The organism is Paenibacillus sp. FSL E2-8871 (assembly GCF_038000345.1).
GTDB lineage: Bacteria > Bacillota > Bacilli > Paenibacillales > Paenibacillaceae > Paenibacillus_AQ.
Genome location: NZ_JBBOBV010000001.1, coordinates 727,746 through 747,654 on the forward strand (window position 1 = coordinate 727,746; position 19,909 = coordinate 747,654).

Consider the following 19,909-nt stretch of genomic DNA (forward strand, 5'->3'; position numbering starts at 1 on the left):
AAGGAAGTGCAGTATGAGTTTACTTCTTGTGATTTTGTTCTTTATTGGTTTAATCATGATGATTAGCAATCAATATGCGATGATCAAGAAAATGGACGAAATGAATGAGTCACTAAGTGAAATTAATAATAAACTTGGCTAGCTAAAGTTGAAAAGGAGTGATGACGTGGGGGTAATAAAAAATTTCTCTCTAGTGGTCGTGAATTTAATCGCGGATCTATGGTTTGGAATCGTACGAAAACCTGAATTTTATGATAATCACACGGTTACTAGAACAAAGAGAGGGTATGTCCTATTTGTAACGTTAGCAGGTATTATCGCTGTGGGAACCGCCATTTTGCTATGCTCTAGAATTTATTGAGGATAAGACTGCCAATAGGCAGTTTTTTTTTTATTATAAGGTTTCTTCTTATATATTGGACTTCCAGATGCAATTATACTTGCTGTAGTTTAGTAAATAATCATTATAAGTGTTTATTACCAATCATTTACTTTAAGAAGTGATACTATAGAAAATAGAAGGTGAAGTAGCAGCGAGGAGGAATTGTACATGCAATTAATGGGATGGTCTGAGGATGAAATATCGTATGAGTTAAGTAATGATTATTCAATTCGTAAGGCTGATTCGAAAGAGTGGGGAGTGTATTGCTCCATTTATTATAATATTCAATATATTGGCTTTTTTAGAGAAGATGGGTTCAATTCTGCCCAAAAGAATGCTTATTGGATCTATAAAGGGGAGACGAAAATAGGTGGAGTAAGGATGTCGCCTAATCGGATCTATCATTTATTTGTTATTCCACCTTTTAACGATACATTTGTGGTGCTTAAACTTCTAAAAAAGCTTTTGATCTATTGGTCTGACCGAACGGAGCCTATAAAAACATTTGAGGTTCTACCAGATCAAGTTCATTTATTTGCGCGGGCAGGATTTTGGCCTGATGAGTTCAGATGTCGCTGGATGCAGCGTCCTACAGATCATTTTGAGGTGGAATGGAACGAAGAATTTAGAATTGAAAGTCCACAGATCGAAGAGGATGGAAAAGGAGCTAAACGCTTTATTCTTGAAGATCAGATCGCCGAATGTAGCTATGCAAGCTTTAATGGAAGTCTCGAGGCGACTAGAAGAAAAAAATTCTCTTATGAAGATTTTATTCCAAGTGAAGAACCGAATTATACTAATGAAGCATTACTTACCGCGTCAACGCTTGTGTATGATAGGAAATCGGGACAGTTAATTGCGAATTGTCTCTTGGGTTTACAAGACGATTACGCAGCGGTTTATAGTATTGGTGTAATGCCCAGTTATAGAGGCAAAGGGTTAGCGACACTGATGATGAAAAGAGGACTAAGTCTCCTTAAAGATAAGTATCCTCTCCTTAGATTATATGTCATGGAAGGTAATGACGCGGAGTCTGTTTATACGAATCTAGGATTTGTTCCAGGAGTACAAGAGATACAGAGCATGTATATTCCAGTGAACGATCAAGCATAAACGTTCTGCGTTCTTCTAAGGGTGGTAAGCGTTTAAGCGAGTATAGGCGGGGAATTTATAATTTCTAAAATTAATAAAAGGGCTGCCGGAGGGCAGCCTTCTTCATCCTATCTAGGCATGTGAGGTTATGGGGAAAATGAAATGTTTAGGTAGTTCTTTTAAAAGTGGACGTACAAATAACACATCCTCACTCTCGGGAATAAATTCGGTCTCCATGTGATCTATATTGAAATCTGGTGTGAAATGAAAATGTATAACCTCCGTTTCAGGAGAAATAATGCTATTCAATATCGCGTTAATATCTATACTTTTAGTACTGATAATATCAAAAATATGAAGCTGATGCTCCTCATGTCTAAAGACCACTACGACGTCAGCTTCTTCAATATAGTAAAAAGAATCATGGAAAGGAAGGATAAAATAAAACAGCAGCTGATGTTCATTGTTTACAACGCTGAGTATAGAGGACACCGGAACTTTTTCTTCAGCGAATTTTTTTATCATGGTGAAATCAACGGAGTTATTCATAGATAAGGGACGCACAGAGAAGATTTTAGACGCTTGATTTCTAAGATTAGAAGCGTTAATCGAAAAGCTGCTTTCTTGCATACGTTCAAATCCGAATTTAGGATAAAAGTCCAAAGCACTGTCGTTTGCAAATAAGTAAATGAAGTCATATTCATGTTCGTATTTCGCGATAATATGATCTATTAATTTCCTGGATAATCCTTGCATGCGATAATCAGGTTGTGTCATTACAGTGCCAATTTGAATGGCGTTATACTCTTTTTGATTTATGAGAATCGTCATTTTGTTTATGGACGCATTTGCGATCACATGGTCCCTATCGATGTAGGAATAACAAATATACTTGTCACTCCAGCCTCCTTGTTCATACCATGGCGAGAAATCAATCCCGAAGATCGATTTAGCTAAGGCATTAAAGCTTTCTTTATATTTTTCGATATGCTTATAATCACTTACCAATTGGTAATCACTCATAAGTATGCCTCTTTTCCAAAGTGTTTTTCATAGTCACGTTTAATGGTTATATCTTACTACATGCTTATAAAGTAATGTTTATTATAAAAAAACAATCCCAATATTATTTGGAGGCTAGAAAATGAGAGAGATAGATTATAGCAATTATTACTGGAAAGATGACCAAATTAGATTGCGTTCAATACAAGAAGGGGATTGGGAAGGTTATTATACGAACCGATTCGATACTCCAGCGCGGCGACTCTTACAATGTGCAGTTGAACTACCACCCACCATTGCCGAAGCCAAAAATTTTGCGGAGACTTACGCTGAATTCTCATCCGATAGACTAATGTTTACGATCGAAGATTTGCATGGTGAAAATGTTGGCGGCGTAAATCTCAATAGCATTGACGAGAAAAATGGTACGTTCAGTATAGGTGTGCAGGTGGATAAAGATCATCGAGGTAAAGGGTATGGAACGAGAGCTATAACCATCCTCTTAAAATATGCTTTTTTCGAGCGACGGCTAAATAAATTCAATGAATGTGCGCTTGAAGGTAATGAAGGTTCTATAGGGATGTTAAAGAAAGTCGGATGCGTGCAAGAGGGCGTGCGGCGGAAAGTCATTTACACGAATGGAAGATATTATGATTTGATATTGTTCGGATTGACGAAGGATGAGTTTATAGAGAAAAACAGAGATGAACAATTATGAGCACAATCGCTGATTCGGCATATTAAATAGTAAATATAGTACAAATTTAACACTCCCATTTAATGGGGGTTTTTTTTCATTGTTTGATTTGTATTTCTATTTGTACATAAATGGAAAGCGTTTTCGTATTGAACGATATCCGCTATTATAAGAGGGTAACTAAAAATATGAAAGTTCAGTGTAAAATAGCATCTAAGGAAAAGAGGGCTACGTATGAATATTTTAATTATTGAAGACGATCCCAGCATTCAAATGCTGCTAAAATTGAGCTTAGAGGTGGAAGGGTATCAGACGAAAGCTGTAGGAACGGTGACTAAGGCGTGGGATGAACTTGCAACATGGTCTGCCGATTTAATTCTGTTAGATCTTATGTTACCTGACCGTTCCGGGTTCGAGCTTCTTCAAATGCTTCAACAACAGTATAAGTCAGTACCGGTAATCGTGCTCACCGCTAAGAATGAAATGAATGATAAAATCCTTGGCTTTCAGTTGGGAGCAGATGATTATCTAACGAAACCTTTTGAGACAAGGGAACTTATCGAGCGCATTAAGGCAGTTATGAGACGAATGAAGATGGTGGCGCCTCCTGAAGTGATCAAGATTGGACCTATTGAAATTGATAAGAATGGACGTACCTGTAAGATAGGGGAACAATGGCTTAAGACAACTAGTAAAGAGTTTGACTTCATGTGGCTCTTATGTGCTCATCCTAAGAAAGTTTTCACTCGCGAAGACTTGCTTGATCAGGTCTGGGGTTATGATTATTATGGGCATACAAGATCCGTGGACATGGTGGTAAACCGTCTTCGGGAGAAAATGAAACCCAACGAGCATCTGATCGCCACTATACATGGGACAGGCTATAAGCTGGAGGTATAGAAGATGGGGCTGCGAAATAAAATGTTTATTCAGCATGCCGTTACGATTGTTATGCTGCTCACAGCGATGTTTTTTATCGTTAATTATACGCTTAACCAAAGTATGATTAAACGGGATACTCAGACGTTAAGTCAGTATTTTGGCTTGCATCGTATTGAGGCATTGAAGATTGTCAGTGATCAGAAAATTAATATAGAACAATTATTTTCAGGTAAGTACGCCCCCTTTATTGCGTCGCATTTGGCGTCAAACAGCAATTTTCAAGTACAACTATTCGCACTAGATGAGACGATTGTTGGGAGCAGCAGCGATAAAGAAAACTTACTTAAACGTAACGATATTCAGAAAGCGCTTACTGGTAATGCTGCCACAGTCATAACTGCAGGTGAAGGTACACAATATCTAATCTACTCAGTTCCCTTCTGGTATGAAGGAGAAATTGTGGGTGGATTTCGATATTTATTGGACCTCCATGAGAATTTGCAGACATTAAACCAGATGCGCACATGGTTCATCGCTGCAGCTGTAGGATGTTTAATTTTTTCGCTTATGGTCAGCTATTCATTCTCATCTTTGTTGGTGAGGCCTCTACATGCCTTGCAGCAGGCGCTTAAGCTTGTATCCATTGGCGATTTTAGCAGAAAGATACAGGCGAGTAGTCAGGATGAGGTAGGAGAATTAGCTAAGGATTTCAATCATATGTCGGATGCGCTGCAACATCATATCAAAATGTTAAAGTATGAACAGGGAAAGCAGAAAGCTTTCTACGACAACATAACTCATGAATTAAAAACACCATTAACTTCGATTATCGGGTTTTCGGATTTAATTGAAAGAATGAATAAGAAGGATGATATACAGGAGTGTAATACCTATATCCGTAAAGAGAGTACTCGGTTGTTAAATATGGTTGAGGATTTGTTACAGACCTCACTGATTGGTGATGAGGCTTGGCGTATCAAGCTGGAGTGTACTGATTTAGGGGCTGTCATTATGGATAGTCTACGAATCTTAGAGCCGACCCTTCAAAAATCCGCGATTGTTACCACGCTAAAGATCTCATCTTGTGAAGTGAATTTAGATCCCAAGAGAACTCAGCAAGTTCTATTTAACGTGATTGATAACGCTATTAAGCATAGCGAATGCACAAATCTCTATATCGAGTTAATGGAGCATGAGGGCTTTGGGCTGGTTCGTATCATAGATAACGGGAGAGGGATATCGCAACAATTGCAAAGTATATTATTTCTACCCTCGGCAGAAAAACAGGATCGTATTATTTCAAACGAATCACATGGGTTAGGATTACCTCTATGTAAACAGTTTATGGAACTTCAAGGAGGGAGTATCGTCATTACTAGCTCGGAGAAGAAGGGGACAGAGATTCAGCTGAGATTCCCCTTAACACAACAAATGTAAGCGCTGTTACAAAACTGATACAAATTTAAAATTTTTCTGATATATGAGGAGGTTAAAGTAAGTGCCAGAGGATAAGAAAGGGCTTTCATGGTTTCGCCTCATCTTGTTGCAAGTCATCATAGGCAGTCTGCTAATCGGCATGTGCGCTTACACTTTTCGAATACCTCTTGATGAAGTGCATGTTGTACCTCGACAGGAGGATCAACTTGACCGCATTGCTGGCGTTCCGATGCGCGTGGATATTACGTATCCAGGCCTAGGGACGATATCCATTGAGGATCCGAAGGAATTGCTGAAATTGAGATCTACTTTTTCTGGGTTGTTATCATCAGGAATGCAGCGTCCACAACAGTTGGTTCCGAGACTTCTGTTGACGGGAACGATGGCCTATCTGGATCAAGAAGATATTCCTTTTCAAGTGGAAACGAATGCGTTTCACTTCGGTGCAGAGTCAGTTAATTCGCTTAATGTAAGTGCTACTATCCGCAAGCTGCAAAGTACACTCATCGATAAGATGTTAACAACGTCGAGTATTGGATCTGCTGTGGAAAACAAGATTAATGATGTGTTTACACTACAGCAGGGAGTACTTACAGCTCTCACTCAGGTTGAGAGGAAGGCATTGATATCGCAGATTCGTGCAGCAGAGCGTATTATCGATTTCAGCCATTTTGATGACTTACAACGTACACCCGATGCTCACTTTGTCATTCAGCTCACGAATGATTATCGAGTGAAAAAGCACTGGATCCATGTGGATTGCTATAACGGTGCTTACTTCGTGGTCTATGACCTTCTGGATGAGACCAATCAAAGAGTCTATTTCAAACTAAATAATGCCTCATACTGATCTTGAAGGGATGGTTTAGTCTATGGCGAGAAAGAAAAAAAACAGTAAGTCAGTCATTTTATTGTCAGTCATAGTAGTTGTGTTGGTAGCGGGGTTCTTCATGTATAAATCAGGAGTATTTGGCGGTAAAGAAATCAAAAAAATTACCGTATATTCCATTTTTCAAGAGGAAGAGGCTCGTAAAATTCTGGATAAATTCAAAGCTGAAACCGGAATTGACTATGACATCCTACGTTTGCCAAGTGGAGAAGCGGTATCCCGTGTACAGAATGAAATGTCGAATCCACAAGCCGACTTTCTGATGGGAGGGCCAGCAGATTCGCACCAAGTACTGAAAGAGGCAGGTTCATTGGAAGCTTACGCTTCTCCGAATGCTTCTGACATCGCTGACAATATGAAAGACAAAGATGGCTTCTGGACAGGGTTTTATCTAAATCCAATCGCTATAGGTATTAATGAAGAACGTTGGAAAGAGAAATATGGTAGTGATCCATACCCTGAAACTTTTAAGGATTTACTCGATCCTAAATTCAAAGGTGAAATCGGTATGTCTGATCCAGCAACATCGGGTACAGCATATACAGCAGTAGCTTCTTTAGCCCAAGTATGGGGTGATGATGAGATGTTGAACTATATCAAACAGTTGCTACCTAACCTTAAGGAAAGACCTAAGTCTGGCATTGAGCCCATTCAGAAAGCTGCTAAAGGGGAGTATACAATTGGTGTGACTTTCCTAGGCGATCAATTGAAGATTAAATACCAAGGCAACCCAATTGTTAGTGTTGTTCCAGAAGCAGCAGGTTATGAAGTTGGAGCCTTATCCATTGTTAAGGGTGGACCTAATACAGAGGCTGCGAAGAAGCTTATGGACTATATGCTTACCAATGAACCGGGTGAGTTGTATACGCAATCTGCATACGCAGTATCCGTTAAAGCATCAGTACCGATTCCTAAAGGTGGCATTGATATTGAAACAACGAAATACAACGATGCTTATGATTTGTTAAAAGCAGCATCGCAGCGTAAAGAGTTGCAAAATGCATTAAAAGATTTGAAATAAAAGAGCCAATAGGGGTATTGCATGGCTGGACTATATATGGTGACTGTAATGCCCCTCAAATTGGATGGCAGAAAGGTGGGAGTCGCCCCCTATGAAAGAAAAAAAAGGCATTGGGGAGTCGATCAACAGGCTCTTTAAAGATCCATCGTCACTCGTACTTGTACTGACTAGCTTTGCATTTCTCATTCTATTTGTTATTTATCCGCTGGTAGTCGTTGTGTTTACATCTGGATTTGATAATTGGGCAACGTTTTTTAGTAAACCCCGTTATGGAAAAGCGCTATTAAATACGGTAGTTAGCTCATCATTATCCGCTTTTACAGCAACAGTGTTTGGATTTATTTATGCGTATGCGATTCACTACAGTAACATCAGAGGAAAGAAGTTCTTTCGATTTATAGCCTTTATTCCATTATTAGCTCCTTCGGTTATGAGTGGTTTAGCATTCCTATTGCTTTTTGGACGTGGGGGAATGATCTCACAATGGTTAAATACCAACTTTAATTTTGAGCTTGATTTGTATGGATTACCGGGGCTGTGGATTGTTCAGACGATATCCTATTTTCCACTTGCCTACATGACTATAACAGGTGTGCTCCGCGCTATATCACCGAATCTGGAGATAGCAGCACAGAATCTTGGGGCGAGAGGGTTTAAATTATTCAGGACGATTACGCTGAAACTTGCACTTCCAGGTGTTATTAACGCATTCTTGCTGGTAGCGATTAACTGCTTCGCTGACTTCGGAAATCCAAAGCTAATTGGTGGTAACTATTCACTTTTAGCAGTTGAAATTTACGGAGAAATCATTAATAACGAGGCAGGACTAGCTTCGGTCATGGGGATTATCTTAGTAATTCCTGCACTGATTGTATTCTGGGTTCAGAATAAGATTTTATCTAAAGGCTCCTACTCAACGATAACTGGTAAGCCGGTATCTGGTTTGAAACGTATCACTACATCTAAGAGGACAGATGCATTACTTTTCTCTTTTAACAGTTTAATCTCATTGTTCATTATTTCGATGTTTGCGATCACCATTCTTTTCGCCTTTACGAAAAACTTTGGTCGAGATAATACGTTCACACTGGATCATATTATGAAAGTTGTCTTTAGTTCATCTAGTCCAGCCGTTTTGAACAGCTTAGTGTTATCGCTAATTAGTGCGTTGCTGGCGGTGGCTCTTGCATTAGTGCTCGCCTATATAGTAGTTCGCAAACCTTTTCCAGGTAAAAAATTACTAGATTTCAGCGCGGTTCTTCCAATTGCGCTTCCAGGAACATTCGTTGGTCTTGCACTGATTGTTGCGTTTAGTAAAGGTCCGATTGTTTTGCAGGGATCTGCAGCATTGATTGTCATTGCGATGTTACTTAAACAGATGCCTGTAGGTTATCGGGGCTTGACTGCGTCTTTTAAACAAGTGGATAAATCGATCGAAGAAGCAGCCACCAATCTGGGTGCGAGTAGCCGTAAGACGCTAACAACGATTGTATTTCCAATGTTGCAAAAAACCGTCGTAGCGAACTTTGTCTATGCGTTTATGAAAAATATGAATACTTTGAGTACGATAATCTTCCTAATTACCCCTAAATGGGTTGTTGCAGCAGTATCGATCTTTAACTATGCCGAAACGGGAACCTATTATTGGGCAGCCGCTGTGGCAGTGGGTTTGATGGGTGCAACGCTTGGAACACTGGGAGTAATCAAGTTGATCTTCCGTTCCAAAGTGAAAATATTTGATTTCTAATGATTTTGAAGGGAGTGGGCACGATGGAATCCAACATACTACTAGATTTGAAAAATGTGAATAAAGTGTTCGGCAATAACCATGTCTTGAAAAATATCAACTTAAAGATTGAACGGGGGAAGTTCATCACCTTCCTTGGTCCGAGTGGTTGTGGGAAGACGACTTTATTACGTTCCATCGCGGGTTTCTATACCATCGATGATGGTGAGGTGTGGATTGATGGGAATTTGGTTAATGAATTACCTCCATATAAAAGGGGCACTCCAATGGTGTTCCAGGAATATGCCTTGTTCCCGCATATGACGGTATTTGATAATATTGCTTATGGACTAGATATTAAGAAAAGACCTGAAGCAGAAGTACAGGAACGGGTAATGGCTGTTATGGCCCAGGTCAAATTATCCGGACTTGAAGAGCGATATCCCCATGAAATGTCTGGTGGACAACAGCAACGTGTAGCTATGGCTCGTGCCTTAGTGATGAATTCGCCGATTATTCTCCTGGATGAGCCACTAAGTAATCTAGATGCTAAATTACGTGAAGAGGTACGCGTTGAACTGCGAACAATTCAACAGGAACTTGGACTAACCGTAATATATGTAACGCATGATCAATTGGAAGCTTTGTCGATGTCAGATCAGATCGTTGTTTTTAATAAAGGAGCTATCGATCAGTACGGTACGCCGCACGAAATATATTATAAACCTCGTACACAATATGTAGCTGATTTTATTGGTTCTACCAATTTTATTGAGGCAGTAGTCATGCAAAGTAAAGAGGGTACGGCAACAGTTAGCTACGGCTTTGGAGGGGATAACGTTACTATTACTACAGAAGAGAAGCTGACAGAGGGTGAGGAAGTTCTTCTGAGTGTTCGCCCCGAATCATTGCGACTAAATCATCCGGACATTAGCGGATTTAACATCATGGGAGTAGTCCAATCCTCGATGTTTCTAGGAGAAAAGGAAAGATATTTCCTTGCAGATCAATGGGGCAAAGAATGGATTGTCGATGCTTATGATATTGGTCAAAAGACTTTCGATGGTCAAGTTCGGATGAGTGCGGCAATAGACAAAATTCATATTATTAAAAAGGTTAGTCCGTAAACTGAAGTAGATGTTCCAAAAAAGGAAAACAGTCGTTTTCCTTTTTTGGCGTATCGTTTTTTTATAGAACGGCGGCTATAGGCTAGTTTAGCGGGAGGAGACGTTCTAATTGAGAATAAAGGTAATTATCATGTCATTGGTTGCGGTAACAATACTTCTTCTAATATATTTCTATCCTGGACAGAAAAGCAATCAGCCTCTCAAAGTATATGTAATTTTTCAAGAGGATGAAGCGCGTATTCTGTTGGAAAAATATAAGAAGAAGACGGGACAGTCTTATGAGCTTATTCGCATGTCTGGCGGTGAGGCAAGCTACCATTTGATGTCGATTAATAAGACTGGCATTGATGTTGTTCTCGGTGGGCCTGCTGATCTTCATGAGCAGCTCAAGAACAAAGGGAAATTAATTCGCTATTCATCACATGTTGCTGATGAGATCCCCGACATTTATAAAGATAAAATGGGCTATTGGACAGGTATATACATGGGTGCATTGGCTATTGGTGTAAATGAGCAGGTCTGGAATCAAGATCCTCAGCTTGTAGCTTTACCTCTTCCGGAACGCTACGAAGACTTATTACGTCCCGAGCTCAAGGGGAAAATTGAAATTCCGGACCCAGAAACCTCAGGTACAGGATACACATTGCTAGCCTCTCTTGCACAAGAACGTGGGGAGGAGCAAGCTCTAGCATTGGTGAGTGCTCTTAAGAAGCAGAGTTCATCAACTACATTCTCAGGAATTAGTTCTGCGCAGCGGCTTGCAGTAGGTGAAGTTGCTGCTGTTATCAGCTTTATGGGCGACCAGCTTCGATTTAAGAATTCGGGATATGCTATACAATCTTCTATTCCTCCACAAGCTGGATGGGAGATAGGCGCAGTGTCGATTTTGAAAGGTGGGAACAACGTGACTGCTGCTAAGCAACTGGTAGATTTTGTACTGTCAACAGATGCTCAGACAGATTATATGAATTCCGCATTTTCCTTACCTGTGATGCCGAATATTAAGATCCATCCGCTATTGTCTTCTGTTAAGCTGAAAAAATTAATGATTACGTATCGATTCGATATCGCTGCTGCGAACCGAGAGGAATTACTCGCTAAATGGCACAAGGCCAATAAACGCTAAGGTATTGTTCAATCATTATTCAGCGGTCATCGAGAACTTTATGGGGTTAAGTTCTCGATGACCGTTATTTATTACTCGAGAAAACCAACTTTCATCATATGAAAAATTCACAATAGAAAATCACAAAATAAACAACTCTATCTAGTTACTTTCAATAAATTCATCATCTATCCCTATTAAATTTCTATACAAATTGGAAAAAGTGAACCCACTACCACATTTCATGTTGTGAAAGTTGGAAAATAGTGCTTATACTAGAGTTATAGAAGGTAAGATTAACCAAAAAAACACAACATGAGGAGGGTTTATATGGCGTTTATGATTGCTCAACGGGCTTTTATCAAGGTGTATCTTATAACAATGGTAGAACAACATCGCGGGTATGGATACCAGATGCTTGAGGATTTACGTAGAGATTTCAAGGCACATGGATATTCCCCCCCACAGAGCGAAATCTATCGCGCCTTGCATGAGCTGGTACAGCAAGGGATTTTATATCGTACTAAACAGCTAAAAGGGAATGACCCGAAGGTAGATTTTCAAGAAATCGTCTTATATCATTTTACTTCCGATGGAGAAGAGAAAGCGAAGCTATATAAGAAGCAGGTGAAGACGGATCTTGATCGCTGCTTAGGTATTTTAAACAAAGCGGTTGCGGATAACTTCTAGAACTGGAACTTTAGTTATATTTTCAGGATGCTCTCACCCTGTTATAATGGTTACTGCCGGATAATTGCAGTATATACTTGGAGGTAACAAATGATGGATGAACATATGAAACGTCGATTGGACAAACAACGTAAGCTATTCAGCCAACTTGGCATCACTCTAGATGCTCTAACCATACATGAAAAAGAATTCAGTATGAAGCTTCGTGGTTACGATGCGGAGGAAGTGGATACATTTTTAGATAGTGTAATCAAGGATTATGAGCGTTTTTATGCGACAATTGCTGATCTGATGGATAAATGGCAAGAACAGCAGCTGGAGATGCGAGAATTAAAATCAGAAACAAAAGCCACAGAGGTAATTCAGGTTCCTGTACTTCGAGGTATCGACCCTAAGGAATTAGAAGAGGTCATTCTAAAACTGGAGACCAATGTCCGTCAGCTTAAAGAAAAGCTTCCCCAAATTGAAAGCTATTTGTAACTCGTGAATTTTTGAGTTCAGGAGCTGCGCTTGACATTTATAAATTTACCATTGACGAGTAAGCAGTTCATGATTTATGATATGTTCATAAATGATCATTTATATTTTAGTGGCGTGTTACCGTTAAGGGCATGAGCCAAGGATTGTCTTCATCTCGATGAGACATTTCTTGGCTTTTTTTGTTCCTAATTGACGATAATATGGGAAAGGAGTGATGAGCTTGTCGCGGGAGATCGAGCAATTTCAAGTACAGCGTGTGATTGGGAACAACGTTGTAATGGTTCAGGGAAGCAAGAACGGCAAGGAATATGTCATCATCGGTAAAGGCATTGGTTTTGCTGTGAAAGGTTCAGGTGTGATTGAAGGAAACGATCCTCGTATTGAGAAATTGTTTCGTCTAGAAGACCGCGAATCCTGGAGTCAGTATCAAATATTGCTGGAAGACATAGATCCCAAAGTGATGAGAATAACTGATGAAATAATTGCTGATATCCAAAGTCAATTTCCTGACAAATTAAACGACAAGATTTATTTGGCACTCCCGAGCCACATTCAGTTCACCATTTACCGTCTGCGCAACGGGATGGATATTATTAATCCTTTTTTACAAGAAACTAAGATGTCTTTTCCGAAGGAATTTGATATCGCTTACAAGGCATCAGAGAAGATCAATGCTGAATTTCAGGTGCAAATTCCCGAAGACGAGGTTGGATTTCTAACTTATCATGTGTACTCCGCAGTTAACAATGTATCGGTGGGTCAGTTAGTAAAAGCATCTAATATTGTAAGTGAACTTCTGGACATGATACAGCAAGAACGGAATATAACTTTTGAGCATGGCAGTATGAATCATATTCGATTAATGATCCATTTACGGTTTTCACTGGAACGTATTTTGAAGGGATCACTAATAGATAATCCTTTTGTGAAACATATTAAGAAGGAATACAAGGAAGAATACAAGTTATCTCAAAAGCTCGGTAAAGTGATGCAAAAATCTCTTGGTGTAGATATCCCGGAAGAAGAGCTGTGTTTCCTGGCGATGCACTTACATCGATTATTTCAGACTTTAGTGAAACAAAACTAACATCTTTAGAGGAGTGGAGCATATGTTTTCCAAATGGAAATCAAAAAAAGAAGAGAAACATACTGGACATACAATCGAAATCATGGCACCAATCAGCGGAGAAGCAGTTTCATTAACAGAGGTTCCGGATGAAACCTTTGCTGGTGGTCATATGGGTAGCGGAGTTGCAATCAGACCTTCCGAGGGGATCCTAAAGGCTCCTTTTGATGGCACGGTTGCTCATATCGTGAAATCGAGTCATGCAGTTATTCTGGAACATTCCTCCGGTGTGCAATTGCTGTTACATATCGGAATCGATACTGTCAGTCTTAAGGGCAACGGATTTGTCAGTCATATTGCCTCTGGAGATCAAGTGAAGGCAGGTCAAACCTTAATCGAATTTGATCTGGACGTTATTCGCGCAGCAGGCTGTGACACAATTTCACCTGTAATCGTGACTAGTACGGAGGAAACACCACCTCAAGTGAACGGACATTATGGTCAGGTTACAGCAGGACAGGATCTGATTCTTACAGTGGCTTCAAAGTAATAGGCTGATAGAGCATTACTACTATTGAATCGAAAGGATGATATTGTTATGTTGGCTTTTCTACAAAAATTAGGTAAGTCGCTTATGCTTCCAGTTGCTACTATGCCAGCGGCAGCTATTCTTCAAGGGTTTGGATTGCTTAACTATGAAAAAGATTTGCATCTAGGAGCTACAGTAGGGGGATTCCTGAATCAATATTTTGCTCCATTCCTAAATGCCGGTGCGAATGCGATCTTCGGAAATCTTGCTTTGATATTTGCTGTCGGGGTTGCCATTGGATTTGCCAAGGACGCTGTAGCAGCCTTGTCAGCAGTAATTGCATATATGGTACTGACTAAGATACTAGCTGTCGTACCACTTCAATTCTCCTTCATCAATGATGATGTAGTGTTGAATATGGGTGTGCTTGGGGGTATATTTGCCGGTGCCTGGGCAGCATTTCTATATAAGAAATATCACAATATAAAGATGCCAGATTGGCTCGGGTTCTTTGCTGGTAAACGTTTTGTTCCAATTATTACCGCAGCATCCACGATGGTTCTTGCCGTATTAATTGGAATGATTTGGAGTCCGATTCAAGACGTAATTAGTGATTTCGGAAACTGGGTTGTATCCCTGGGTGCAGTTGGAGCTTTCATCTTTGGTACAGCTAACCGCTTGTTGATTCCGATTGGACTTCACCACGTACTTAATACGATTGCTTGGTTCCAAATTGGTGACTTTACGAATGCAGCTGGTGAATTGGTACACGGTGACTTGTATCGCTTCTTCGCTGGAGACAAAACAGCTGGGATGTTTATGACAGGCTTCTTCCCAATCATGATGTTTGCGCTTCCAGGTGCAGCTCTTGCATTTATTCATACAGCTAAACCAGAAAAACGTAAAATGGTTGCTTCCATCTTTATCGGTTCTGCTATCGCTTCCTTCTTAACAGGGATCACAGAACCCCTTGAATTCTCCTTTATGTTCTTGGCACCAGTACTGTACTTAGTGCATGCTTTACTTACTGGTTTCTCTATGGCGTTAATGTACATTCTAGATGTTAAGCTTGGTTTCGGCTTCTCCGCTGGTTTGATTGACTACCTGGTGAACATGAAACTATCCACTAATGCATGGATTCTTATCCCTGTAGGTCTGTGCTTCTTCGTTCTGTACTATGTGTTGTTCCGCTTTATCATCACGAAGTTCAAGCTTAAGACCCCTGGTCGCGAAGATGATGATGATGCGCTTGTAGCACCAACTGGAGGTAACGGAACAGGTTCAGCTGTTTCTTCCAAGGCTGCTCAAATTCTTGAGCACATCGGCGGACCTTCAAACATCGAAAATATCGATGCTTGTATTACACGCCTTCGTCTGATCGTTAAAGACGAAAAAGCCGTTAAAGATTCCGCTCTGAAACAACTCGGTGCTTCGGGTGTAATGAGACTTGGTCAAGGTGCTGTACAAATCGTATTTGGTCCGAAATCGGAGCAATACAAAGAGGAAATCGAGAAGTTACTATAACTTAACGTACTCCGTTTAAATTTATTAGCAAGGGCTAGTCCGCATACTAGCCCTTGTTTTTTTGTATACTTACAGGTATAAAGTGTTGCAATATATATAATGCCTAGTATAATACTTGGTATAACCATACAAAGGAGTCGGTACATATGTCAGTCGACGATTATCTGGACCTTTTAAATTATGCCAAAGCAATTAACGATGGACAGTGGCAGGCTGACATCATAGAGAGCTTAAAGAATCTTAACACAGTATCGGAAGAACCTCAGGTTCAAGAAGAAAGTGTGATAGAATTATGGTCACGGTTTGATTCCGTTAACATATTGATCATGAAGTTGTTTGAGAAGCTGCGTAAGAATGAAGAATCAGATGAAGTGTTACATTGGAAAGAACAGCTGCTGGAGCTTAAGCTGGAGCGGAGTATTTTGTCCAAAAAGATTCTTAACCGATATATTCGAATTCGATAATTGGAATCAAAACAGATAGGTAAGACCAATAATGAAGACAGTTACCTTATTAATTAGGGGCTGTCTTTTTGTATGTTTTACAATGGGTTATGATAATTATGAAGAATTCTGATACAAAAATGTACTGACAGTCGTCTTACTTATAGCTGCAGCTGATAAGGAGGATTTACACGATGGAAATTCCGGAATCTGAAATTTTTAAAACAATATTTTATGAACATTACCCTGTTGTCCGCCGTAAGCTTGCCGCTTTGGTACGTGATGAATCGGCGGCTGATGATTTAGCTCAAGAAGTTTTTCTGAGATTGTACCGTAATCCACCAGATGATCCAGCAGCGCTGGGTGCCTGGCTTCATAGAGTCCTAACTCGTATTGGATATGATTATTTGGACAAAAAAGCAAGGGAACGGCGACTGCAGAATAAACAAGAGCAGCTTTATGATGCTAGTGAATCTCCCCCTTCTGGTGAAGAAGTCATAATTAGTAAGCTAGATCAGGAAGATGTACACATCTGGCTGAATGAATTGCCTGAAAGAGACAGACAAGCGCTTCTTCTTCGCTACTCGGGGTACAGTTATGTGGAAATCGCGGGAGAGCTTGGAGTAAGACCTCCAGTAGTAGGGACCCTGCTTCACCGAGCGACAGAAAAACTAAGACAAAATGCAACGAAGGCGATACCCCAGACGAAGTAGACTTCTTTTGAGGAGAAGTTACGAAGTAATCTTTAAAATCAGGAGGTACAATAATGAATAACTATTCAGGAAAGCAAGATAAAGATAAGCAAAGTGCAGACGAAGCCTGGGTCAAGCTGCAGAGTAAGTTAGAGAATGAGCCTTATAATCCTCAATGGGCAAAATGGAGTCAACATACGGAAGCTCAAACTGAGGATTCTGTTATCTTAAGTCAACCAGAAAATCTAGAGAACATTGAATCAGAGTCAACTCCAACGGTAGTACAGGACATACTTGTAACTACCCTTGATAAGAAAGTGCAACGTCCGCGTCGGCTGCGTATGAACCGTCGTCGGAAGCTAGGAGTTGTTGCAGCAAGTGTAGCTGTTTTTGCAGTCATTCTCGCGACCCCAATAGGAAACACAGCAATGGCATCCATTCTGAATCAGTTCCGGATGGAACAGGTTACGGTTGTTCATGAGAGTGATCTGCGTAATATTTTCACACAGGTGGCTGAAGACGGTGAACTTAATCGATCAATTAATCAATTCGGTGAGTTTACAAACGCTAGCGGGGCTTACATTGGTGAGTTGCCTGCGGATCAACTGAAGGCTACCCTAGGCTATCCAGCGAAAACCGCTGCTTTAGTGGAAGGGCATAATTCAGTTACGGTGGGTGCTTCACAAGATATCACGCTAAATCTGAAAGTGGACGAAGTGAACAAAGCCCTGAAAAAAATTGGAGCAGAACATCTGCTGCCCGAATCGATTGACGGTAAACCAATTACACTTCATATCCCGGAATTTGTGAATTACAATCTCTCATCTGACGAAACGCATTGGGCAAGTCTGTCGCAGATGAATGCACCTGTACTTAACGTTGATCCTTCTATTAAAGTGGAAGAGGCTTTGGAAGCTGTAATGAATTTCCCACTGCTCCCAGATTACTTGAAGACTAGCTTAATGCAAAGCAGGGTCTTATCCGGAGAAATCCCAATGCCGTTAATCGCTGGTGAAAATACGGAGCAAATAACTGTGGGTGACACTTTAGTCATCGTTGACAATTATGAATACAGCCGCGGTCCTGTATATCAAGCTACATGGATTCAGGATGGACAGCTATTCAATTTGTCAGGTGAGCTCTATTCGAGTAAAGAGAAGCTTATGACCAAGGTTCAGGAGCTGATTGAATCATGAGTACTGCAGCAATAGAAGCCAAGTCCCTAACTAAAGAATATGATAACGGGCGCGGTTGTCGAGATGTAAGTATTACTGTAGGGAAAGGGGAAGCCTTTGGCTTCCTCGGCCCTAACGGTGCAGGTAAAAGCACCTTTGTAAAAATGCTTGTAGGACTTATTCATCCATCAAGTGGCAGTGGAACTCTGTTCGGGCATAAGATTGGTTCGCTAGAAGCTAAATCGCTAATCGGTTATTTACCCGAATTGTACCGTTATCAGGAATGGCTAACGGGTGAGGAGGTTGTGAGGCTGCATGCAAGACTATGCGGAATGCAGCGGTCTGTAGCAGATAAGAGAATTCCACAACTTCTTGATGAGGTTGGAATTGGTAAGCGTGGACGTGACCGAGTGAAGCATTACTCTAAGGGAATGCAGCAAAGACTGGGTTTAGCTTGTGCACTTGTTAATGAGCCGGCTATCGTATTTTTGGATGAGCCCTCATCGGCACTAGATCCAATCGGACGTCAGGAAGTCCGGCGTATATTACAGAATCTAAAAGAAAAAGGGGTTACGATATTTCTAAACTCTCATCTGTTAGAGGATGTTGAAGTACTTTGCGACCGAATGGCGCTACTAAATAACGGAGTTATTCTCCGGCATGGTAAAGTGTCCGAGGTGTTAAACAAGCGTATGAGCTGGCGATTTAAAGTAGGCGGCTATGCGCCTATTTTATTGTCGTGGCTAAAAGATCAGACAGGCTTGCAGATCCGGGTGTCTTCCCATACCGAAGAATCCATAGACAGTAGTAGGGTTTGGTTGGAAGCGGAGCTGGAAAGTGAAGAGCAGGTGGGTTGGCTGAATACACTGATTATAGAACAAGGGATGACCTTATATGAAGTTTCACATCAGCAAGAACGTCTAGAAGAGTGGTTTATGAATGCTGTATCAGGACTAAGCCACAGAGGTGAACACGAATGAGAATTATAATGGGTATGACCTGGAAAGAACTGATGCGCAAAAGAGTAATGGTGCTGACATTAATTATGACCGTGGTCTTTCTTATTGGGTTTTGGTTTATTGCGGGTACGATCGGGCAAAGTTCTATGTCTCACGGATCGAGTTTTCCTAGCGGAGAAGAACTCCTTATTCGTTTTACAAATGGTTTATTTATTTTATCGTTTGGATTTTTCTTCGGAGCATTTGTAATTGCTTTTTTAGCTATTTTTAGTTCGTTTTCCGCCATTTCAGGTGAGGCAGAGCAGGGAGTGATGCAAGCCTTGCTTCCAAGACCAATTCCACGCTGGAAATGGTACGCAGGTCGCTGGCTTGGTTATGTAACACTAGGAATAGGTTATGCACTTATTTTATTTGTTTCTATATTGCTAATTACACAAGCCCATACCGCAATTCCAAGAGATGGATTAGCGTTATTCAAATCATTTTTGCTCTTTTCTTCCATCGTACCGTTGCTAATAACTGTTTCTATGCTGGGTTCAGGATTCTTCTCAGCCCTTGGGAATGGAGTCTTTATGACGATGCTTTATGGAGCAGGATGGCTAGGAGGAATGATTGACAAGGTAAGTAGTTCATTATTATCTAAGCCCGAAGCACTTAGCACTCTAAATAATATGACGGGTATAATGTCCTTACTTATGCCTGTAGATGGGTTACAGCGCAGAATGACTGCTGAACTGTTTAGTATTAACGAAATGAACGGGATGTTTAACGCTTCCAATAGTCTATTTGGGCTAGATAACTTCACCTCAGTCCCATCTAATTCATTTATCGTCTATGCGATCTTCTATACACTAATAGCGTTCTTAATCGGATTGTATCGTTTTCAACGGAAGGATCTATAGCAGTTTAACAATATTTCGAAGAACTTAAAATGCCCTTTTTGTTGCCGGATTTACGGAACAAAAAGGGCTCTTCAAGTTAGTATAAGTCG

General features: G+C 40.5%; 21 protein-coding genes. 20 read left to right on the forward strand and 1 reads right to left on the reverse strand.

Going from position 1 to position 19,909, the window contains the following annotated elements; genetic code table 11:
- The first annotated feature begins 13 nt into the window (after positions 1 to 13).
- Positions 14 to 142, forward strand: a complete 129-nt coding sequence (locus NYE25_RS03375) for a hypothetical protein (RefSeq protein ID WP_256716254.1) — start codon at positions 14 to 16, stop codon at positions 140 to 142.
- Between the two features lie 408 nt (positions 143 to 550).
- Positions 551 to 1,495, forward strand: a complete 945-nt coding sequence (locus NYE25_RS03380; protein ID WP_341145114.1) for a GNAT family N-acetyltransferase — start codon at positions 551 to 553, stop codon at positions 1,493 to 1,495.
- A 111-nt stretch (positions 1,496 to 1,606) separates the two neighbouring features.
- Here the strand turns inward: NYE25_RS03380 and NYE25_RS03385 are convergent, their stop codons facing one another.
- Positions 1,607 to 2,497, reverse strand: a complete 891-nt coding sequence (locus NYE25_RS03385) for a GNAT family N-acetyltransferase (protein ID WP_341145115.1) — start codon at positions 2,495 to 2,497, stop codon at positions 1,607 to 1,609.
- A 121-nt stretch (positions 2,498 to 2,618) separates the two neighbouring features.
- On the opposite strand from NYE25_RS03385, the gene NYE25_RS03390 reads away from it, so the two are divergent.
- The 18 genes from NYE25_RS03390 to NYE25_RS03475 all read left to right on the forward strand — a co-directional run bounded on the left by NYE25_RS03390 (position 2,619) and on the right by NYE25_RS03475 (position 19,820).
- Complete coding sequence (locus NYE25_RS03390) at positions 2,619 to 3,194, forward strand: GNAT family N-acetyltransferase (RefSeq protein ID WP_341145116.1); 576 nt, start codon at positions 2,619 to 2,621, stop codon at positions 3,192 to 3,194.
- Positions 3,195 to 3,407: 213 nt separating this feature from the next.
- Positions 3,408 to 4,073 carry a response regulator transcription factor gene (locus tag NYE25_RS03395; RefSeq protein WP_076298889.1) on the forward strand — a complete coding sequence of 222 codons (666 nt, stop codon included), beginning with the start codon at positions 3,408 to 3,410 and terminating at the stop codon, positions 4,071 to 4,073.
- A 3-nt stretch (positions 4,074 to 4,076) separates the two neighbouring features.
- Positions 4,077 to 5,492: a sensor histidine kinase gene (locus NYE25_RS03400; protein ID WP_341145117.1), complete on the forward strand. Its 1,416-nt coding sequence runs from the start codon at positions 4,077 to 4,079 to the stop codon at positions 5,490 to 5,492.
- A 61-nt stretch (positions 5,493 to 5,553) separates the two neighbouring features.
- A complete protein-coding gene (locus NYE25_RS03405; protein WP_341145118.1) occupies positions 5,554 to 6,342 on the forward strand; it encodes a DUF3919 family protein in 789 nt (262 codons plus the stop codon).
- A gap of 22 nt (positions 6,343 to 6,364) precedes the next feature.
- On the forward strand, positions 6,365 to 7,402 hold the full coding sequence (locus tag NYE25_RS03410) for an ABC transporter substrate-binding protein (protein ID WP_341054407.1): 1,038 nt from the start codon (positions 6,365 to 6,367) through the stop codon (positions 7,400 to 7,402).
- Positions 7,403 to 7,493: 91 nt separating this feature from the next.
- Positions 7,494 to 9,149 carry an ABC transporter permease gene (locus NYE25_RS03415; RefSeq protein WP_076286420.1) on the forward strand — a complete coding sequence of 552 codons (1,656 nt, stop codon included), beginning with the start codon at positions 7,494 to 7,496 and terminating at the stop codon, positions 9,147 to 9,149.
- 23 nt (positions 9,150 to 9,172) lie between these two features.
- Positions 9,173 to 10,255 (forward strand): ABC transporter ATP-binding protein, encoded by a 1,083-nt coding sequence (locus tag NYE25_RS03420; protein ID WP_341054408.1) that lies wholly within the window; start codon positions 9,173 to 9,175, stop codon positions 10,253 to 10,255.
- A 109-nt stretch (positions 10,256 to 10,364) separates the two neighbouring features.
- On the forward strand, positions 10,365 to 11,381 hold the full coding sequence (locus tag NYE25_RS03425; protein WP_341145119.1) for an extracellular solute-binding protein: 1,017 nt from the start codon (positions 10,365 to 10,367) through the stop codon (positions 11,379 to 11,381).
- Positions 11,382 to 11,690: 309 nt separating this feature from the next.
- Positions 11,691 to 12,050 carry a helix-turn-helix transcriptional regulator gene (locus NYE25_RS03430; protein ID WP_042127258.1) on the forward strand — a complete coding sequence of 120 codons (360 nt, stop codon included), beginning with the start codon at positions 11,691 to 11,693 and terminating at the stop codon, positions 12,048 to 12,050.
- 93 nt (positions 12,051 to 12,143) lie between these two features.
- The gene (locus NYE25_RS03435) at positions 12,144 to 12,530 is read left to right on the forward strand and encodes a DivIVA domain-containing protein (RefSeq protein WP_042187755.1); all 387 of its coding nucleotides are present in this window, start codon (positions 12,144 to 12,146) and stop codon (positions 12,528 to 12,530) included.
- Between the two features lie 214 nt (positions 12,531 to 12,744).
- A complete protein-coding gene (locus NYE25_RS03440) occupies positions 12,745 to 13,617 on the forward strand; it encodes a PRD domain-containing protein (RefSeq protein WP_042187757.1) in 873 nt (290 codons plus the stop codon).
- A gap of 22 nt (positions 13,618 to 13,639) precedes the next feature.
- Positions 13,640 to 14,146, forward strand: coding sequence for a PTS sugar transporter subunit IIA (locus NYE25_RS03445; protein WP_042187759.1), 507 nt, complete (start codon positions 13,640 to 13,642; stop codon positions 14,144 to 14,146).
- A 48-nt stretch (positions 14,147 to 14,194) separates the two neighbouring features.
- Positions 14,195 to 15,649, forward strand: a complete 1,455-nt coding sequence (nagE, locus tag NYE25_RS03450; protein WP_341054412.1) for an N-acetylglucosamine-specific PTS transporter subunit IIBC — start codon at positions 14,195 to 14,197, stop codon at positions 15,647 to 15,649.
- 146 nt (positions 15,650 to 15,795) lie between these two features.
- Positions 15,796 to 16,113 carry a hypothetical protein gene (locus NYE25_RS03455; protein ID WP_042187762.1) on the forward strand — a complete coding sequence of 106 codons (318 nt, stop codon included), beginning with the start codon at positions 15,796 to 15,798 and terminating at the stop codon, positions 16,111 to 16,113.
- A gap of 173 nt (positions 16,114 to 16,286) precedes the next feature.
- A complete protein-coding gene (locus tag NYE25_RS03460) occupies positions 16,287 to 16,805 on the forward strand; it encodes a sigma-70 family RNA polymerase sigma factor (RefSeq protein WP_076286416.1) in 519 nt (172 codons plus the stop codon).
- Positions 16,806 to 16,858: 53 nt separating this feature from the next.
- A complete protein-coding gene (locus NYE25_RS03465; protein ID WP_341145120.1) occupies positions 16,859 to 17,980 on the forward strand; it encodes a hypothetical protein in 1,122 nt (373 codons plus the stop codon).
- Positions 17,977 to 18,939, forward strand: coding sequence for an ABC transporter ATP-binding protein (locus tag NYE25_RS03470; protein ID WP_341054417.1), 963 nt, complete (start codon positions 17,977 to 17,979; stop codon positions 18,937 to 18,939). Before NYE25_RS03465 ends, NYE25_RS03470 begins: the two co-directional genes overlap by 4 nt.
- The gene (locus NYE25_RS03475; protein WP_042187770.1) at positions 18,936 to 19,820 is read left to right on the forward strand and encodes an ABC transporter permease subunit; all 885 of its coding nucleotides are present in this window, start codon (positions 18,936 to 18,938) and stop codon (positions 19,818 to 19,820) included. The genes NYE25_RS03470 and NYE25_RS03475 overlap by 4 nt, the downstream gene beginning before the upstream one ends.
- The last annotated feature ends 89 nt before the right edge of the window (positions 19,821 to 19,909 follow it).

What these genes read in the sequence shown, in the direction of transcription:
- NYE25_RS03375 (WP_256716254.1), top strand. Translation starts at nt 14, where the DNA reads ATGAGTTTACTTCTTGTGATTTTGTTCTTTATTGGTTTAATCATGATG.
- NYE25_RS03380 (WP_341145114.1), top strand. Translation starts at nt 551, where the DNA reads ATGCAATTAATGGGATGGTCTGAGGATGAAATATCGTATGAGTTAAGT.
- NYE25_RS03385 (WP_341145115.1), bottom strand. Translation starts at nt 2,497, where the DNA reads ATGAGTGATTACCAATTGGTAAGTGATTATAAGCATATCGAAAAATAT.
- NYE25_RS03390 (WP_341145116.1), top strand. Translation starts at nt 2,619, where the DNA reads ATGAGAGAGATAGATTATAGCAATTATTACTGGAAAGATGACCAAATT.
- NYE25_RS03395 (WP_076298889.1), top strand. Translation starts at nt 3,408, where the DNA reads ATGAATATTTTAATTATTGAAGACGATCCCAGCATTCAAATGCTGCTA.
- NYE25_RS03400 (WP_341145117.1), top strand. Translation starts at nt 4,077, where the DNA reads ATGGGGCTGCGAAATAAAATGTTTATTCAGCATGCCGTTACGATTGTT.
- NYE25_RS03410 (WP_341054407.1), top strand. Translation starts at nt 6,365, where the DNA reads ATGGCGAGAAAGAAAAAAAACAGTAAGTCAGTCATTTTATTGTCAGTC.
- NYE25_RS03415 (WP_076286420.1), top strand. Translation starts at nt 7,494, where the DNA reads ATGAAAGAAAAAAAAGGCATTGGGGAGTCGATCAACAGGCTCTTTAAA.
- NYE25_RS03420 (WP_341054408.1), top strand. Translation starts at nt 9,173, where the DNA reads ATGGAATCCAACATACTACTAGATTTGAAAAATGTGAATAAAGTGTTC.
- NYE25_RS03430 (WP_042127258.1), top strand. Translation starts at nt 11,691, where the DNA reads ATGGCGTTTATGATTGCTCAACGGGCTTTTATCAAGGTGTATCTTATA.
- NYE25_RS03435 (WP_042187755.1), top strand. Translation starts at nt 12,144, where the DNA reads ATGGATGAACATATGAAACGTCGATTGGACAAACAACGTAAGCTATTC.
- NYE25_RS03440 (WP_042187757.1), top strand. Translation starts at nt 12,745, where the DNA reads ATGAGCTTGTCGCGGGAGATCGAGCAATTTCAAGTACAGCGTGTGATT.
- NYE25_RS03445 (WP_042187759.1), top strand. Translation starts at nt 13,640, where the DNA reads ATGTTTTCCAAATGGAAATCAAAAAAAGAAGAGAAACATACTGGACAT.
- nagE (WP_341054412.1), top strand. Translation starts at nt 14,195, where the DNA reads ATGTTGGCTTTTCTACAAAAATTAGGTAAGTCGCTTATGCTTCCAGTT.
- NYE25_RS03455 (WP_042187762.1), top strand. Translation starts at nt 15,796, where the DNA reads ATGTCAGTCGACGATTATCTGGACCTTTTAAATTATGCCAAAGCAATT.
- NYE25_RS03460 (WP_076286416.1), top strand. Translation starts at nt 16,287, where the DNA reads ATGGAAATTCCGGAATCTGAAATTTTTAAAACAATATTTTATGAACAT.
- NYE25_RS03465 (WP_341145120.1), top strand. Translation starts at nt 16,859, where the DNA reads ATGAATAACTATTCAGGAAAGCAAGATAAAGATAAGCAAAGTGCAGAC.
- NYE25_RS03470 (WP_341054417.1), top strand. Translation starts at nt 17,977, where the DNA reads ATGAGTACTGCAGCAATAGAAGCCAAGTCCCTAACTAAAGAATATGAT.
- NYE25_RS03475 (WP_042187770.1), top strand. Translation starts at nt 18,936, where the DNA reads ATGAGAATTATAATGGGTATGACCTGGAAAGAACTGATGCGCAAAAGA.